This window comes from Streptococcus sp. KHUD_017 (assembly GCF_054861245.1).
This window is the reverse complement of sequence record NZ_CM142175.1, coordinates 1,601,331-1,616,073: the sequence shown is the minus strand read 5'-3', so window position 1 is coordinate 1,616,073 and position 14,743 is coordinate 1,601,331. Positions and strand designations below refer to the sequence as shown.

Annotated in this window: 14 protein-coding genes; 13 read left to right on the top strand and 1 reads right to left on the bottom strand. The window is 41.3% G+C overall.

The genetic code is table 11. The annotated features are described in order from the left end of the window. Positions 1-306: 306 nt before the first annotated feature. The 12 genes from ACVAMZ_RS08030 to ACVAMZ_RS07975 all read left to right on the top strand — a co-directional run bounded on the left by ACVAMZ_RS08030 (position 307) and on the right by ACVAMZ_RS07975 (position 7,972). Positions 307-552 carry a YneF family protein gene (locus tag ACVAMZ_RS08030; RefSeq protein WP_461684562.1) on the top strand — a complete coding sequence of 82 codons (246 nt, stop codon included), beginning with the start codon at positions 307-309 and terminating at the stop codon, positions 550-552. 207 nt (positions 553-759) lie between these two features. Then, the gene (racE, locus tag ACVAMZ_RS08025; RefSeq protein ID WP_414254288.1) at positions 760-1,554 is read left to right on the top strand and encodes a glutamate racemase; all 795 of its coding nucleotides are present in this window, start codon (positions 760-762) and stop codon (positions 1,552-1,554) included. Beyond that, the gene (locus ACVAMZ_RS08020; RefSeq protein ID WP_461684561.1) at positions 1,512-2,522 is read left to right on the top strand and encodes a nucleoside-triphosphate diphosphatase; all 1,011 of its coding nucleotides are present in this window, start codon (positions 1,512-1,514) and stop codon (positions 2,520-2,522) included. Before racE ends, ACVAMZ_RS08020 begins: the two co-directional genes overlap by 43 nt. Then, positions 2,498-3,019, top strand: coding sequence for a metallophosphoesterase (locus ACVAMZ_RS08015; RefSeq protein ID WP_004251713.1), 522 nt, complete (start codon positions 2,498-2,500; stop codon positions 3,017-3,019). The genes ACVAMZ_RS08020 and ACVAMZ_RS08015 overlap by 25 nt, the downstream gene beginning before the upstream one ends. Next, positions 3,016-3,477 carry a cyclic-di-AMP-binding protein CbpB gene (gene cbpB / locus ACVAMZ_RS08010; protein WP_461684560.1) on the top strand — a complete coding sequence of 154 codons (462 nt, stop codon included), beginning with the start codon at positions 3,016-3,018 and terminating at the stop codon, positions 3,475-3,477. The genes ACVAMZ_RS08015 and cbpB overlap by 4 nt, the downstream gene beginning before the upstream one ends. Further along, the gene (gene xerD, locus ACVAMZ_RS08005; RefSeq protein WP_461684559.1) at positions 3,474-4,208 is read left to right on the top strand and encodes a site-specific tyrosine recombinase XerD; all 735 of its coding nucleotides are present in this window, start codon (positions 3,474-3,476) and stop codon (positions 4,206-4,208) included. Before cbpB ends, xerD begins: the two co-directional genes overlap by 4 nt. Then, positions 4,208-4,936: a segregation/condensation protein A gene (locus tag ACVAMZ_RS08000; RefSeq protein ID WP_461684558.1), complete on the top strand. Its 729-nt coding sequence runs from the start codon at positions 4,208-4,210 to the stop codon at positions 4,934-4,936. The genes xerD and ACVAMZ_RS08000 overlap by 1 nt, the downstream gene beginning before the upstream one ends. 18 nt (positions 4,937-4,954) lie before the next feature. Beyond that, a complete protein-coding gene (scpB, locus tag ACVAMZ_RS07995) occupies positions 4,955-5,524 on the top strand; it encodes an SMC-Scp complex subunit ScpB (protein ID WP_461684557.1) in 570 nt (189 codons plus the stop codon). After that, the gene (locus ACVAMZ_RS07990) at positions 5,511-6,236 is read left to right on the top strand and encodes a pseudouridine synthase (protein ID WP_004251725.1); all 726 of its coding nucleotides are present in this window, start codon (positions 5,511-5,513) and stop codon (positions 6,234-6,236) included. Before scpB ends, ACVAMZ_RS07990 begins: the two co-directional genes overlap by 14 nt. Beyond that, positions 6,236-6,472 (top strand): membrane protein insertion efficiency factor YidD, encoded by a 237-nt coding sequence (yidD, locus tag ACVAMZ_RS07985; RefSeq protein WP_461684556.1) that lies wholly within the window; start codon positions 6,236-6,238, stop codon positions 6,470-6,472. The genes ACVAMZ_RS07990 and yidD overlap by 1 nt, the downstream gene beginning before the upstream one ends. A 114-nt stretch (positions 6,473-6,586) precedes the next feature. After that, positions 6,587-7,651, top strand: coding sequence for a glutamyl aminopeptidase (gene pepA, locus ACVAMZ_RS07980; protein ID WP_254724564.1), 1,065 nt, complete (start codon positions 6,587-6,589; stop codon positions 7,649-7,651). A gap of 24 nt (positions 7,652-7,675) precedes the next feature. Next, positions 7,676-7,972, top strand: a complete 297-nt coding sequence (locus tag ACVAMZ_RS07975; RefSeq protein ID WP_070677023.1) for a bacteriocin immunity protein — start codon at positions 7,676-7,678, stop codon at positions 7,970-7,972. A gap of 28 nt (positions 7,973-8,000) precedes the next feature. Here the strand turns inward: ACVAMZ_RS07975 and ACVAMZ_RS07970 are convergent, their stop codons facing one another. Beyond that, complete coding sequence (locus ACVAMZ_RS07970) at positions 8,001-9,632, bottom strand: Na/Pi cotransporter family protein (protein ID WP_461684555.1); 1,632 nt, start codon at positions 9,630-9,632, stop codon at positions 8,001-8,003. 302 nt (positions 9,633-9,934) lie between these two features. Between ACVAMZ_RS07970 and ACVAMZ_RS07965 the strand changes: the two genes are divergently transcribed. Then, entirely contained in the window at positions 9,935-14,716 is a 4,782-nt protein-coding gene (locus tag ACVAMZ_RS07965; protein ID WP_461684554.1) for an endo-beta-N-acetylglucosaminidase, read from the top strand. The last annotated feature ends 27 nt before the right edge of the window (positions 14,717-14,743 follow it).

Sequence of the window (14,743 nt, the reverse complement as noted above, 5' to 3'; positions counted from 1 at the left end):
CTTTCTCAAATCTGTAAGCGCATACATTTTTTGGTAAAAAAATAAGCCTTGCAGAAAGATGTTTCCTTTGATTTGTATAATCTTAATATAGCAAATAAATCCAACCATTGCAAGGTTTTTTCGGAAAAACTGTATTATTTTACCAAATTTTAGTGCTTTTATTTTTTTATAAAAATCGAACTTAAAAATGATTAGATATTAAATGAAATATGAGGAATTAGCCGTTTGAAAGCGTAACTCAAACTAGTCAGGCGTAGGACTTTATGGTATAATATAGAAGATTCAAAAAGAAACAGGAGAAATATTATGGACCTTATTTTAGCAATTGTATTGATTGTTTTGGCTTTTCTAGTTGGAGCTCTTGGTGGAATGTACTTGGTGCGCAAGCAAATTGAAAAAGAATTTGCAGATAACCCACGTTTGAATGCAGAAGCCGTTCGTACTCTCTTGAGTGCAAATGGTCAAAAACCAAGCGAAGCTAAGGTGCAACAAGTTTACCACCAAATCATTCGCCAACAAAAAGCAGCCCTCGCTAACAATAAAAAGAAATAAATAGGAAAAGTCTGGGATGAAAATTCCAGACTTCTCACTATGTTCAACTGATATTTAAGGATAAGACTTTTTCCTTGCATTCTATTGATATTTGATTATGATTAAGAGGGAGATAGTCTGAAGTTTACCAGTCTGTCAGAAATTTCAGCGAGAAATGTAATGATAATGAACTATCAATCAGAAAAATAAGACTAGAAAGAAGACTGTATGGATAATCGACCAATTGGTTTTTTGGACTCTGGTGTTGGAGGCTTGACCGTCGTACGGGAGCTCATGCGCCAGCTTCCTCATGAAGAAATCGTCTATATTGGAGATTCGGCACGGGCACCTTACGGGCCCCGTCCTGCTGAGCAAATTCGTGAATATACTTGGCAGTTGGTCAACTTTCTCTTGACCAAGGATGTCAAGATGATTGTCATTGCTTGTAATACAGCAACAGCAGTCGTCTGGGAAGAAATTAAAGCCCAGTTAGATATTCCTGTTCTTGGAGTGATTTTACCTGGCGCTTCAGCGGCTATCAAAGCAAGTCAGGATGGGAAAATCGGAGTGATTGGAACACCGATGACCGTACAATCAGATATCTATCGACAAAAAATCCATGATTTGGATCCAGATTTGCAGGTGGAAAGTTTGGCTTGTCCCAAGTTTGCTCCTTTGGTTGAGTCAGGAGCACTTTCGACGAGCGTTACCAAGAAAGTGGTCTATGAAACCCTACGTCCCTTAGTGGGCAAGGTAGACAGTTTGATTTTGGGTTGTACCCACTATCCGCTTCTCAGACCTATTATTCAGAATGTGATGGGGCCTGACGTAAAACTGATTGATAGTGGTGCAGAGTGCGTGCGGGATATCTCTGTCTTACTTAATTATTTCGAGATTAATCGTGGCCGTGATGCAGGGCCTCTACAACACCGTTTTTATACGACTGCAAATAGCCATAGTTTTGCTCAGATTGGAGCGGAATGGCTAGAAAAAGAGATTCATGTGGAGCATGTAACATTATGACAAACAACATTTATGAATACAAGGATGACCAGGACTGGTATGTAGGTGTCTGGGACGTCTACGGTGGAATCTATAGCCTCATAAAAGATCCTCTTGATCTCGATTTTATGGATTTGGCTCGCATTTTCCGTGATGAGGAAAATGGTTTTCCAATCACGATTACGGTAATGCGCTGGTCTTCCAACTTCCGCTTGCTATCTTTTATCGTTGAGATTTTAAATGCAGAAGGCGGCCGAAACTTGGAAGTCATTCAACGACAAGGGACCTTGCTCTTAGTTGAAAATGGACAACTCTTGCATGTGGAATTACCTAAAGAAGGAGTCGATGTGGAAGCCTACTTTGAGACAAACAAGGTCAGAGAAACTTTGCTGATTGCGACTCGTAATGAAGGGAAGACCAAGGAATTTCGTGCTATCTTTGACAAGCTAGGCTATGATGTGGAGAATCTCAATGATTATCCAGATCTGCCTGAAGTTGCTGAAACTGGTATGACCTTTGAAGAAAATGCTCGCCTCAAGGCTGAAACCATCTCCAAATTGACAGGCAAGATGGTTCTAGCAGATGATTCTGGTCTTAAAGTCGATGTCCTCGGTGGATTGCCAGGAGTTTGGTCAGCTCGATTTGCAGGAGTGGGAGCCACTGACCAGGAAAACAATGCTAAACTCTTACACGAATTAGCCATGGTCTTTGAACTCAAGGACCGTTCAGCACAATTTCACACCACTTTGGTTGTGGCTAGCCCAGGTAAGGAAAGTTTGGTGGTCGAAGCTGATTGGCCAGGCTACATTAACTTTGAACCTAAGGGTGAAAATGGTTTTGGCTATGATCCTCTTTTCCTAGTAGGAGAAACAGGCAAGTCATCAGCTGAATTAACCCTTGAAGAAAAAAATAGTCAATCTCACCGTGCCTTAGCCGTTAAGAAACTTTTGGAGGTATTTCCATCATGGCAAAGCAAACCATCATTGTAATGAGTGACTCCCATGGAGATAGCTTGATTGTAGAAGAAATACGTGATCGCTATCTTGGGAAAGTCGATGCTATTTTTCACGATGGTGACTCGGAACTTCGCCCAGATTCACCACTCTGGGAAGGAATCCAGGTAGTCAGAGGAAACATGGATTTTTACTCAGACTATCCAGAACGCTTAGTGACTCAACTGGGTCCTACCAAGATTATCCAGACTCACGGACACTTATTTGACATTAACTTTAATTTCCAGAAACTAGATTTCTGGGCTCAGGAAGAAGATGCAGATATCTGTCTCTATGGTCACTTGCATGTACCAAATGCATGGATGGAAGGAAAGACCCTCTTTCTAAATCCAGGTTCTATCAGCCAACCACGTGGAACCATCAGAGAATGTCTCTACGCTCGTGTGGAAATTGATGATAGCTATTTCAAAGTAGATTTTTTGACACGTAATCATGAGGTATATCCAGGCTTGTCTAAGGAGTTTGCTCGATGATTGCCAAGGAATTTGAACTATTTTTACTGGAGCAAGAGGAAACCTTTTTGACTCCTGCTGAAAATTTGGCTGTGCTCATTGATACTCACAATGCAGATCATGCAATTCTCCTCCTTAGCCAGATGACATATACCAGAGTACCAGTCGTGACTGCTGAGAAAAAATTTGTTGGAACCATTGGGCTTAGAGATATTTTTGCATATCAAATGGAGCAGGGATTGAGTCAGGAAGCCATGGCAGATACGGATATCGTACACATGACCAAGAAGGATGTTGCAGTGGTAGCTCCAGATTATACATTGACAGATGTTTTACATAAGTTAGTGGATGAATCATTCCTACCAGTTGTTGATAAGGATGGAATCTTCCAAGGGATTATTACACGGAAATCAATCCTTAAGGCTGTCAATGCCCTTCTGCATGATTTTAGTAAGGAATATGAGATTCGAAGCAAATGAGAGAATGGATTTCAGTATTTTTAGAAGAAAAACAAAATCTATCTAGTAATTCTAAACAGTCTTATAAGTATGACTTGGAGCAGTTTTTAGATTTTATTGGAGAACGAATTTCTGAGACAAGTTTAAAAATCTACCAAGCTCAATTATCAAATTTTAAAATGAGTGCCCAAAAGCGTAAAGTTTCTGCTTGTAATCAATTTCTTTACTTTTTATACCAGAAAGGAAAGATTGGCACCTTTTATCGTTTGGAATTGCCGAAACAGGCTGAGAAAAAACAAGTCAAGTCAGAGCTTTTAGACTTGAGTTCTTTCTGGCAAGAAAGTACCTATCCAGAAGGGCGTTTAATAGCCTTATTGATAGTTGAATTGGGCCTCTTGCCTAGTGAAATTCTAGCCATAAAAATAAGTGATGTGAATCTAGATTTTCAAGTGTTGAGAATCAATAAAGCTTCTCAACAAAGAATCTTGAGTCTTCCCACAAAATTACTTGCAGAGTTAGAACCCTTGATGGGACAGACCTACATCTTTGAAAAAACTGGTAAGCCCTACTCTCGTCAATGGGCCTTTCGTCAGTTAGAATCCTTTCTAAAGGAAAAAGGTTTTGCAGATTTATCGGCTCAAGGATTGAGAGAACAGTTTATACTGAGACAAATTGAAGAGAAGGTTGACTTGTATGAAATCGCTAAAAAATTGGGATTAAAAACAGTCATGACCTTAGAAAAGTATAGATAATGGATATTAAATTAAAAGATTTTGAAGGGCCTTTGGACTTGCTCTTACACTTGGTTTCAAAGTATCAGATGGATATCTATGATGTACCGATTACAGAAGTTATTGAGCAGTATCTAGCCTATGTATCAACCTTACAAGCCATGCGTTTAGAAGTGGCAGGTGAATATATGGTGATGGCTAGCCAACTGATGCTGATCAAAAGTCGTAAGCTCTTGCCAAAGGTTGCGGAAGTGACAGATTTAGAAGATGATCTTGAACAGGACCTTCTTTCTCAAATCGAAGAATACCGTAAGTTTAAACTTTTGGGAGAGCAGTTGGAAGTGAAGCACCAAGATCGAGCCCAGTATTACTCAAAAGCACCGACAGAGTTAATTTACGAAGATGCTGAACTTGTGCATGATAAGACCACGATCGATCTTTTCTTAGCCTTTTCAACTTTATTGACCAAGAAAAAGGAAGAATTCTCGAAAAACCATACAACCATTTTACGAGATGAGTATAAGATTGAGGATATGATGGGCATTGTTCGGGAAGCCTTGGTAGAAGGGCAACAACTATGTCTGCAAGATTTGTTTAAGGAAACCAAGGATTTACAAGAGGTCATCACACTTTTTTTAGCGACCTTGGAGTTGATTAAAACCCAAGAAATTCTCTTGATTCAAAAAGAGAGTTTTGGAGATATCTATCTCATAAAAAAGAATGAGGAAAGTCAAGTAGAGCAAAGTTAGGCTTGATAGAGAGGAAGTATGAGTACTTTAGCAAAAATAGAAGCGCTCCTGTTTGTAGCGGGGGAAGATGGGATTAGAGTCCGCCAGTTGGCTGAGCTTCTATCACTTCCACCAACAGGAATTCAGCAAAGCTTAGAAAAATTAGCCAAAAAGTATGAAAAAGACCAGGATTCTAGTTTGGCCCTGATTGAGACAGGAGGGGCCTACAGATTGGTGACCAAGCCTCAATTTGCAGGTGTTTTGAAGGAATATTCTAAGGCGCCCATCAACCAGAGTCTATCTCGCGCTGCGCTTGAAACCTTGTCCATTATTGCTTATAAGCAACCCATCACACGGATTGAGATTGATGCTATTCGGGGGGTTAATTCAAGTGGAGCGCTAGCTAAGTTACAGGCCTTTGAGTTGATACGAGAAGACGGGAAAAAAGAAGTTCTTGGGCGCCCTAATCTCTATGTAACGACGGATTATTTTCTAGATTACATGGGAATTAATCACTTGGAAGAGTTGCCCGTGATTGATGAGCTTGACATTCAAGCACAAGAAAGCCAATTATTTGGTGAAAGGATAGAAGAAGATGAGAATCAATAAATATATTGCCCACGCAGGTGTGGCCAGTAGGAGAAAAGCAGAGGAGTTGATCAAGCAAGGCTTGGTGACTGTTAACGGTCAGGTAGTACGCGAACTAGCGACAACCATTAAGTCTGGTGATAAGGTAGAAGTTGAAGGTCAACCCATCTACAACGAAGAAAAGGTTTACTATCTGCTCAATAAACCACGCGGAGTGATTTCTAGTGTGACAGATGATAAGGGACGTAAGACTGTTGTCGATCTCTTGCCGAATGTTAAAGAGCGTATCTACCCTGTGGGGCGTTTGGACTGGGATACGTCAGGTGTATTGATTTTGACCAATGATGGTGACTTTACAGACGAGATGATTCACCCACGTAATGAAATCGATAAGGTTTATGTGGCGCGTGTAAAAGGGATTGCTAACAAGGAAAATCTTCGTCCCTTAACTCGTGGTCTTGAGATTGATGGCAAGAAGACTAAGCCGGCCGTCTACGAAATTCTCAAAGTAGATCCTGTTAAAAACCGTTCTGTTGTACAGTTGACCATCCATGAAGGACGTAACCATCAGGTTAAAAAGATGTTTGAAGCAGTTGGGCTTCAAGTGGATAAGTTGTCTCGGACACGTTTTGGACACCTAGACTTAACAGGTCTCCGTCCAGGTGAATCCCGTCGTCTTAACAAAAAAGAAATCAGCCAACTACACACCATGGCTGTAACAACTAACAAATAATGAAACGAATTTTAATTGCGCCTGTGCGCTTTTACCAATGCTTTATATCCCCTGCATTCCCACCTTCTTGTAGATTTGAGCCTACTTGTTCAAACTACATGATTCAGGCTATTGAAAAGCATGGATTTAAGGGGGTTCTGATGGGGTTGGCACGGATTTTACGATGTCATCCTTGGTCTGAAATAGGTAAGGACCCCGTACCAGATCACTTTTCTTTAAAGAGAAATTCAAAATAAAAAGAATCACAGTCGTGATTCTTTTTTGGTGTAGATAGATCTATAGATTGATGATTTTCACTACCCTTCTCCTATAAAAAGTGGTAAAATGGTTGAAAGAAAGAAGGGATAGAAATGACAACATTATTTTCTAAAATCAAAGAAGTAACAGAACTTTCTGCTATCTCAGGTCATGAAGCACCTGTACGCGCTTATCTTCGTGAGAAAATAACTCCTCACGTGGATGAAGTAGTAACAGATGGCCTAGGTGGTATTTTTGGTATCAAACACTCAGAAGCAGTCGATGCACCTCGTGTTTTGGTAGCATCTCACATGGATGAAGTTGGTTTTATGGTAAGTGAAATCAAACCAGATGGAACCTTCCGAGTAGTTGAAATCGGTGGTTGGAACCCGATGGTTGTCAGCAGCCAACGATTTAAACTCTTTACGCGCCAAGGACGTGAAATTCCAGTTATCTCAGGTTCAGTACCTCCACATTTGACTCGTGGAACAGGCGGACCAACCATGCCAGCTATTTCAGATATCGTCTTTGATGGTGGTTTTGCGGATAAGGCTGAGGCTGAAAGTTATGGTATCCGCCCAGGAGATACCATTGTTCCAGATAGTAGTGCAATCCTAACAGCTAACTCAAAAAATATCATCTCAAAAGCATGGGACAACCGCTACGGAGTTCTCATGGTTAGTGAGTTGGCAGAAAACTTGTCAGGCCAAAAACTAGGAAATGAACTTTATCTTGGGGCTAACGTCCAAGAGGAAGTCGGACTTCGTGGTGCTCATACCTCAACAACTAAATTTGATCCAGAAGTATTCCTTGCTGTGGATTGCTCGCCAGCTGGTGATGTTTATGGTGGTCAAGGTAAGATTGGCGATGGAACCTTGATTCGTTTCTACGATCCAGGTCACTTGCTTCTCCCAGGTATGAAGGATTTCCTTTTGACGACAGCTGAAGAAGCTGGTATCAAGTACCAATACTATTGTGGAAAAGGTGGAACTGACGCAGGTGCAGCTCATCTGAAAAATGGTGGTGTCCCATCAACAACAATCGGTGTTTGTGCCCGTTATATCCACTCTCACCAAACCCTTTATGCAATGGACGATTTCCTTGAAGCTCAAGCTTTCTTACAAGCTTTGGTTAAAAAATTGGATCGTTCTACAGTAGATTTAATCAAAAATTATTAAACAGAAATGATGGAGGTAATAGGGATGGAAGAACCAAACCTAGAAACCTTGATACGGGATCTTTACAATCATGCCCGTCAAAACCTGAGTGAGGATTTAGTGGCTGCGCTCCTAGAGACTGCTAAGCAATTGCCCAGCACCAATGAGCGCTTGCTTGCAGTCCGACTTTCAGGGCTAGTCACACTTGAACTACTCAAGAATCCTAGAACACCTTCGCCAGAGTTAGTCAATCTGGCCCGCTTTATCAAAAAGGAAGAAGCGAGATACAGGGGTGCAGCCGCATCTTCCTTTATGATTGGAGAGCTATTTAAAATGCTTTGATTCGAAAGAATCAAAGCATTTTTTTGTTTTAAATTTGTTCAGCCAAAACCTTTTCAGCAAGGTTCATAGCGTGGTCTGATACACGAGTGTAGTGTGAAATAATATCGATAAAGTTGACACCTGCTTGGGTAGAACATTCTCCGTTATTTAGACGTTTGATGTGAGTCTTACGAAGGACACGTTCCATGTTGTTGATGTCTTCGTGTCGCTTGATAAGAGCTTGAGCTTGTTCAAGATCATTATTTTCAACACTCTCAAGAGCATCTTTGACGAATTCACTAGTTTTAAGATAAATCTCTGCTAGTTCTTCTAAGGCAGCCTCAGAGAATTGAACATTCTTGCGTTGCAAGTAATCGTTAAGATTGAGCAGGGCTTCTGCGTGGTCTCCGATACGTTCCAAGTCTCGTGAAGAGTCAAGGATATTGGTTAAGACTTCACTTTCTTTTTGGCTCAAAGCTTCACCAGATAAACTAATGAGGTAACGAGTCAATTTTTCATCAATGGTATTGATAGCTTCTTCAGTCTTATGTCCCTTTTCTGCAACTTTTTCATTAGAGTTGATGATATAGTCGTAGGAGAGGTCAAAGGCTTTCGCAGCATAATTACCTAAGTGTAGAAGTTCTTTTTTAGCATTTCCAAGAGCGATAGATGGAGCTTGTTTGATCAGTTGCTCATCAAGGTAAAGTGGCTCGTATTTGACAACTTCGTCTTCTCCAGGGATAAGCTTGGTTACCAAGAAGGCAAGAGCTCCGATGAATGGAAACTGAATGATTGTATTGGTAATGTTGAAAGTTCCGTGGGCGAAGGCAATGGTCATTTCTGGAGCTAGATTTAAGAAGCTCTCAAACCATTGGATTAAGCCTGTAAATGGAACGAGGAAGATAATACAGATAACAGTCCCGATAACGTTAAAGGCCACATGGGCTGCCGCCACACGTTTGGCTGCAATATTAGCACCCAAGGAAGCGATAATAGCAGTGATAGTAGTTCCGATGTTATCTCCAAAGAGAACTGGTAGGGCACCCTGAAGGTCAATCAGATTGCTAGCGTAGAGATTTTGTAGAATCCCGATGGTCGCTGAGGAGGCTTGAATCAGAAGGGTTAAACCTGTTCCGACAAGAACACCCAAGATTGGATTTTTACTAAGTTCTACCATGTAGTCTTTAAAGACTTGTAAATCTTTAAGGGGTTCCATAGCGCCACTCATAAGATTGAGGGCAAAGAAGATACCACCGACACCAAAGACAATTCGTCCGATGTTATTGATAGTTCTATTTTTTGTGAAGAAGAGACAGACTGCTCCGAGAAAGAGCATAGGTAATGCGTAGTCTCCCAATTTAAAACCAATGATAAAGGATGTGACGGTTGTTCCAATATTGGCTCCCATAACAATCCCAATAGCCTGACGTAAAGTCAATAGTCCAGCGCTAACCAGACCAACTGTAATAACCGTAACACCTGAACTCGATTGAATCAGGGCAGTCATCCCAATTCCAACTAAAATTCCAAAGAAAGGATTGCTAGTATATTTGTCAATGTAATATCGAAGACGATCTCCAGCTGCTTGTTGCAAACCGTCCCCCATGGTTTTGATACTATATAAGAATAGTCCCAAACCACCTAAAAAGTGAAATGCAATTTCCTGCCAATTAATGGACATTTTCTTTTCCCTCCGAAAACTAATCGCGGAATTTCTCCCATTCTATTTTAAAGGATTCCAAGCAATCTAACAAGTAGTAAACGCAGTTTTTTTAGAAAAACATCATTAAAATTTAGAAAAAGTGCAGTTGATTGTCTAATTTATATCATTTATTCACTCCTTTATAGATATTTTAGGATGAGTGTTGACTCTACTTATAAATAGCGTAAAATAAACATGAACAGTTCTGCTATTTGAGAGGCAGAAACTTTTTTAAAACAAAAATAAAAGCGCTTACTTTTTGGAAGTAAAAGGAGAAAAAGATGAAGAATCCATTTTTTGAGAAACGTTGTCGCTATAGTATTCGAAAATTATCAGTGGGTGCCTGCTCTTTGATGATTGGCTCGGTTTTATTTGCCAACCAAGCTCTCGCAGAAGAAGTTGCTGCTCCAGCGAATGAAACAACGACTACTACCGTGGCTACAGCGCAACCATTACCTGCCACCGCAGAACAACCAACTACAACCACAGAACAACCAACTACAACCACAGAACAACCAACTACAACTTCACCTGAGGTATTAAAACAGTTGGAGGAGACTGAAAACAAGGTTAGTGAGCAACCTGTTTCAGAAGAGAAACCAACCTTGGATCAATTGACTGGGGCTGATAATAAGGAAGAAGCTAGTCCAGTTGCTGAAACTCCAAAGGCAACAGAAGTGCCTGCAGCTACCGAAAATAAGCCAGAAGAGAAAGCTACTGTTTCTGATGTTCCTAAGAAGGAAGAAAAAAGTCTCCGACCTAAAGAAATTAAGTTTGACACCTGGGAAGACCTGTTGAAATGGGAACCAGGTGCCCGTGAAGATGACGCTATTAACCGCTCTTCAGTAGAATTAGCTAAGCGTTACCGCGGTCATGTCATCAATGAAAAAGCCAATAAGGATGCCAAAGTCGAAGCCCTTGCTAATACTAACTCTAAGGCTAAAGACCACGCTTCTGTAGGTGGTGAAGAGTTTAAAGCCTACGCTTTTGATTACTGGCAGTACTTGAATTCCATGGTCTTCTGGGAAGGACTCGTCCCAACTCCAGACGTGATTGATGCTGGTCACCGTAATGGTGTTCCTGTATTGGGTACCCTATTCTTCAACTGGTCAAATAGCATTGCAGACCAAGAAAAATTTGCTGCTGCTCTTCAACAAGATGAAGACGGTACTTTCCCGATCGCTCGTAAATTAGTTGATTTGGCTAAATATTATGGATTTGATGGTTACTTTATTAACCAAGAAACAACAGGAGATATCGTAACGCCCCTTGGTAAGAAAATGCGTGACTTCATGCTCTATACCAAGGAATATGCAGCTCAAGTCAACCATCCAGTCAAATATTCTTGGTACGATGCCATGACCTATGAATATGGCCGTTATCATGAAGATGGTTTGGGTGAATACAATTACCAATTCATGGAAAAAGAAGGAGATAAGGTTCCTGCGGATCACTTTTTTGCCAACTTTAACTGGACCAAAGAGAAAAATGATTACTCTGTAACTATGGCAAAATGGCTTGGACGTAGTCAGTATGATGTTTTTGCAGGTTTGGAATTACAACAAGGTGGTTCCTACAAGACTAAAGTGAAATGGGATGCCCTTTTTGATGAAAATGGCAAACTTCGCTTGTCACTCGGTCTCTTTGCGCCGGATACGATTACTAGTCTTGGTAAGACAGGCGAAGATTATCACAAGAATGAAAATATCTTCTTCACAGGTTACCAAGGAGATCCAACTGGTCAAAAACCAGATGATAAAGACTGGTACGGGATTGCCAACCTCGTAGCTGACCGTACACCAGCAGTAGGCCGTAGCTTCACAACATCCTTTAACACAGGACATGGTAAAAAATGGTTTGTAGACGGAAAAGTTTCCAAGGATTCTGAATGGAACTATCGTTCTATATCAGGTATCTTGCCTACATGGCGCTGGTGGCAGACATCATCAGCCACTAAACTTCAAGCTGACTATGACTTTGAAGATGCTTACAATGGTGGAAATTCACTCAAATTTGCAGGAGATTTAGCTGAAAATACCAACCAAGATGTTCGTCTCTACTCTACAAAACTAGAAGTAACAGATAAAACGAAACTCCGTGTCGCCCATAAAGGTGGTAAGGGAAGCAAGGTTTATGTAGAGTTTGCGACTCAGAAAAACTATACTTATGGTGGAGAGAATACTCGCAAAGAGCTGACTTTATCTGACGATTGGACAAAAGATGAATTTGATTTGAGTGCCTTGGCAGGTCAGACTATTTACGGTATAAAGCTCACTTTTGAAAATACTGCTGCCCTTAAGGGTTATCAATTTAACTTGGGTGAGTTGACTGTAACAGATAATCAAGAGGCTCCTCAAGCACCAACAGCTCTTAAAGTAGCTAAACAATCTCTGAAAAATGCTCAAGAAGCAGAAGCCATTGTCCAATTTACTGGAAATAAAGATGCTGACTTCTATGAAGTTTATGAGAAGGATGGCGATGCTTGGCACCTATTGACAGGCTCATCTGCCACTACTGTCTACCTACCAAAAGTTAGCCGTTCAGCTAGTGCAACTGGTACTAGTCAAGAGTTGAAGGTTGTCGCAGTTGGTAAGAATGGCCTTCGTTCTGAAGCAGCAACTACAAACTTCGAATGGGGAATGACTGTCCAAGACACAAGTCTTCCAAGACCATTAGCAGAAAATATCGTTCCAGGAGCGACTGTTATCGGAAGTACCTTCCCAGACACAGAAGGCGGCGAAGGTATCGAAGGAATGTTGAATGGTACCATCACCAGTCTATCTGACAAATGGTCTTCTGCACAATTAAGTGGTAGCGTTGATATTCGTTTGACACAACCACGCCGTGTTGTGAGATGGGTCATGGATCATGCCGGTGCTGGTGGAGAATCTGTCAACGATGGTTTGATGAACACTAAAGATTTCGACCTTTACTACAAGGATGAAGCTGGAGAATGGAAACTAGCTAAGGCTGTTCGTGGTAATAAAGCCCATGTTTCAGATATTACCCTTGATAGCCCAATCACAGCTCAAGACTGGCGCTTGCATGTCATCACATCTGACAATGGAACGCCATGGAAAGCCATCCGCATCTACAACTGGAAGATGTATGAAACTCTAGATACTGAGAGTCAGAACATTCCAATGGCTAAAGTGGCAGCGCGTGTCCTAACTGACAATAAGATTCAGCTAGGATTCTCAGAAGTTCCTGCGGGTGCAACTATCACAGTCTATGACAAGGCAGATTCACAAACTCCAATCGCTACCTTAAATACGGTAGTTGGAGGGGATTTGGCGACAGACCCATTGAGTTTTGAAAAACGTCCTAGCCTTCTTTACTACCGCACACAATTGCCAGGAAAAGAAATCAGTAATACTCTTGCTGTAACAATTCCTCAGGATGATAGAAAGATTAAGTCTGTCAGTCTAGAAGCAGTACCTAAAAAGACGACTTACCAAGATGGTGAGGAATTGAATCTTAAAGGTGGTCTTCTTCGTGTCAAATATGAGGGTGAAGAAGCAGATGAAGTCATCAACTTCAGTCATGCAGGTGTTGTGGTCAACGGCTATGATGCTCACCATCATGGCGAACAAGAGTTAACAGTAACCTATCTTGGCCTTCCGGTTGCAGGAAGCTTCAAGGTTCAAGTAACTGGTGAAGAAACTGGTCCAAAAGAAGTTGCAGGCTTGTATATTAGTAAACAACCTAAAATTAATTACTTTGTAGGCGACACTCTTGACTTATCAGAAGGACGCTTCAAGGTCTTGTATGATGATGAGACTGAGACAGAACATAGCTTTACAGACCAAGGAGTCGAAATTACAGGTTATGATTCTCAAAAAACAGGTCGTCAAAAACTTGTCTTACACTATCAAGGTCAAACTGTCGAGTTTGATGTTCTAGTATCACCTAAGGCAGCCATTAATGACGAATATCTGAAACAAGAAATCACCTCTGCTCAAGGACGCAAAGAAACACTAGCTTATACATTTGCGGATGCAGCAAAACAAGCAGCTCTTGTTGAGAAGCTTGATGTAGCAAAAGCCATCTTAGAAAACCACGATGCTAGTCAAGAAGCAGTCAACCAAGCCTTGAACGATTTGAAACAAGCAGGTGCAGACTTGGATGGAAATCAACGTTATCAAGCTGCTAGAGAAGAATTGGAAAGCTTACTCGAATCCGTTCTTGAAAAAGATCCTCAATCTGAGTTGATTGCACAAGCTGAAGCTTTGTTATCTTCACAAACGCCAACTCCAGCAGCTTTTGCGGACATGAAAGAAAAGCTGAATAAGAAACTAGCTCCTGCAGAAGAAAGTCACCACATTGGTAGCTTAGAAAAGGGCGAAACTGCTCCAACAGTTGAAGTTCTACCTGAATTAGTGGTTGAAGAAGAAGGGGTAGCCTTCACTCGTCAAGAACGTCCATCAGGAGACCTCTTGTTAGGTGAACGCCATGTGGTTCAAGCTGGTGAGGATGGGCAAGTCCGTCGCTTGATTGAAGTTGATGCCAAAGGCAACCGCACTCTTCTTGAGACAGAAGTAGTCAAGGAAGCAGTTGCAGAGATTACTGAAGTTGGTACCAAGGTAGAAAGTCGTGTTCAACCGCTAGACGGAGTTAAAGATTTGACTATCAGCAATCCAGAATTAGTTGTTGAAGAAGAAAAGGTTGCATACGGCCATGAAGAACGAGTAAATCCTAGTCTTCAGGCAGGAGAACGTCGCCTGGTTCAAGCAGGAGTTGAAGGACTTCGCAGAAATCTTGTAGAAGTTGATGCTGAAGGGCATCGAAGTCTTAAGGGAACAGAGCTTGTCAAAGAAGCTGTAACTGAGATTGTGGAGATTGGTCCAAAAGTTGATGTCCAAGCTGACAAACCTCTTGCAGCTACTCCAGTAGCACAAGCAGCTAAGCAGGAAACAGCAAAAGCAGAAGCACAAGCTGAAAAACCTGAAGGAAAACAACTTCCAAGTACTGGTGAAGAAGCAGATGCAAATCTTCTTGCCCTTGGCTTGGTCGGAGTTCTAGGTGGTTTTGGACTACTAGCTCAAAAGAAAAAAGAAGAGTAAGCTAGATAATGTATCTATAATCGATAC

Coding starts and splice junctions, on each gene's coding strand:
- yidD (WP_461684556.1), top strand. CDS start 6,236: ATGAAACGAATTTTAATTGCGCCTGTGCGCTTTTACCAATGCTTTATA.
- ACVAMZ_RS08020 (WP_461684561.1), top strand. CDS start 1,512: ATGGCTAGAAAAAGAGATTCATGTGGAGCATGTAACATTATGACAAAC.
- ACVAMZ_RS07965 (WP_461684554.1), top strand. CDS start 9,935: ATGAAGAATCCATTTTTTGAGAAACGTTGTCGCTATAGTATTCGAAAA.
- xerD (WP_461684559.1), top strand. CDS start 3,474: ATGAGAGAATGGATTTCAGTATTTTTAGAAGAAAAACAAAATCTATCT.
- ACVAMZ_RS07990 (WP_004251725.1), top strand. CDS start 5,511: ATGAGAATCAATAAATATATTGCCCACGCAGGTGTGGCCAGTAGGAGA.
- pepA (WP_254724564.1), top strand. CDS start 6,587: ATGACAACATTATTTTCTAAAATCAAAGAAGTAACAGAACTTTCTGCT.
- ACVAMZ_RS07975 (WP_070677023.1), top strand. CDS start 7,676: ATGGAAGAACCAAACCTAGAAACCTTGATACGGGATCTTTACAATCAT.
- cbpB (WP_461684560.1), top strand. CDS start 3,016: ATGATTGCCAAGGAATTTGAACTATTTTTACTGGAGCAAGAGGAAACC.
- scpB (WP_461684557.1), top strand. CDS start 4,955: ATGAGTACTTTAGCAAAAATAGAAGCGCTCCTGTTTGTAGCGGGGGAA.
- ACVAMZ_RS07970 (WP_461684555.1), bottom strand. CDS start 9,632: ATGTCCATTAATTGGCAGGAAATTGCATTTCACTTTTTAGGTGGTTTG.
- ACVAMZ_RS08030 (WP_461684562.1), top strand. CDS start 307: ATGGACCTTATTTTAGCAATTGTATTGATTGTTTTGGCTTTTCTAGTT.
- ACVAMZ_RS08015 (WP_004251713.1), top strand. CDS start 2,498: ATGGCAAAGCAAACCATCATTGTAATGAGTGACTCCCATGGAGATAGC.
- racE (WP_414254288.1), top strand. CDS start 760: ATGGATAATCGACCAATTGGTTTTTTGGACTCTGGTGTTGGAGGCTTG.
- ACVAMZ_RS08000 (WP_461684558.1), top strand. CDS start 4,208: ATGGATATTAAATTAAAAGATTTTGAAGGGCCTTTGGACTTGCTCTTA.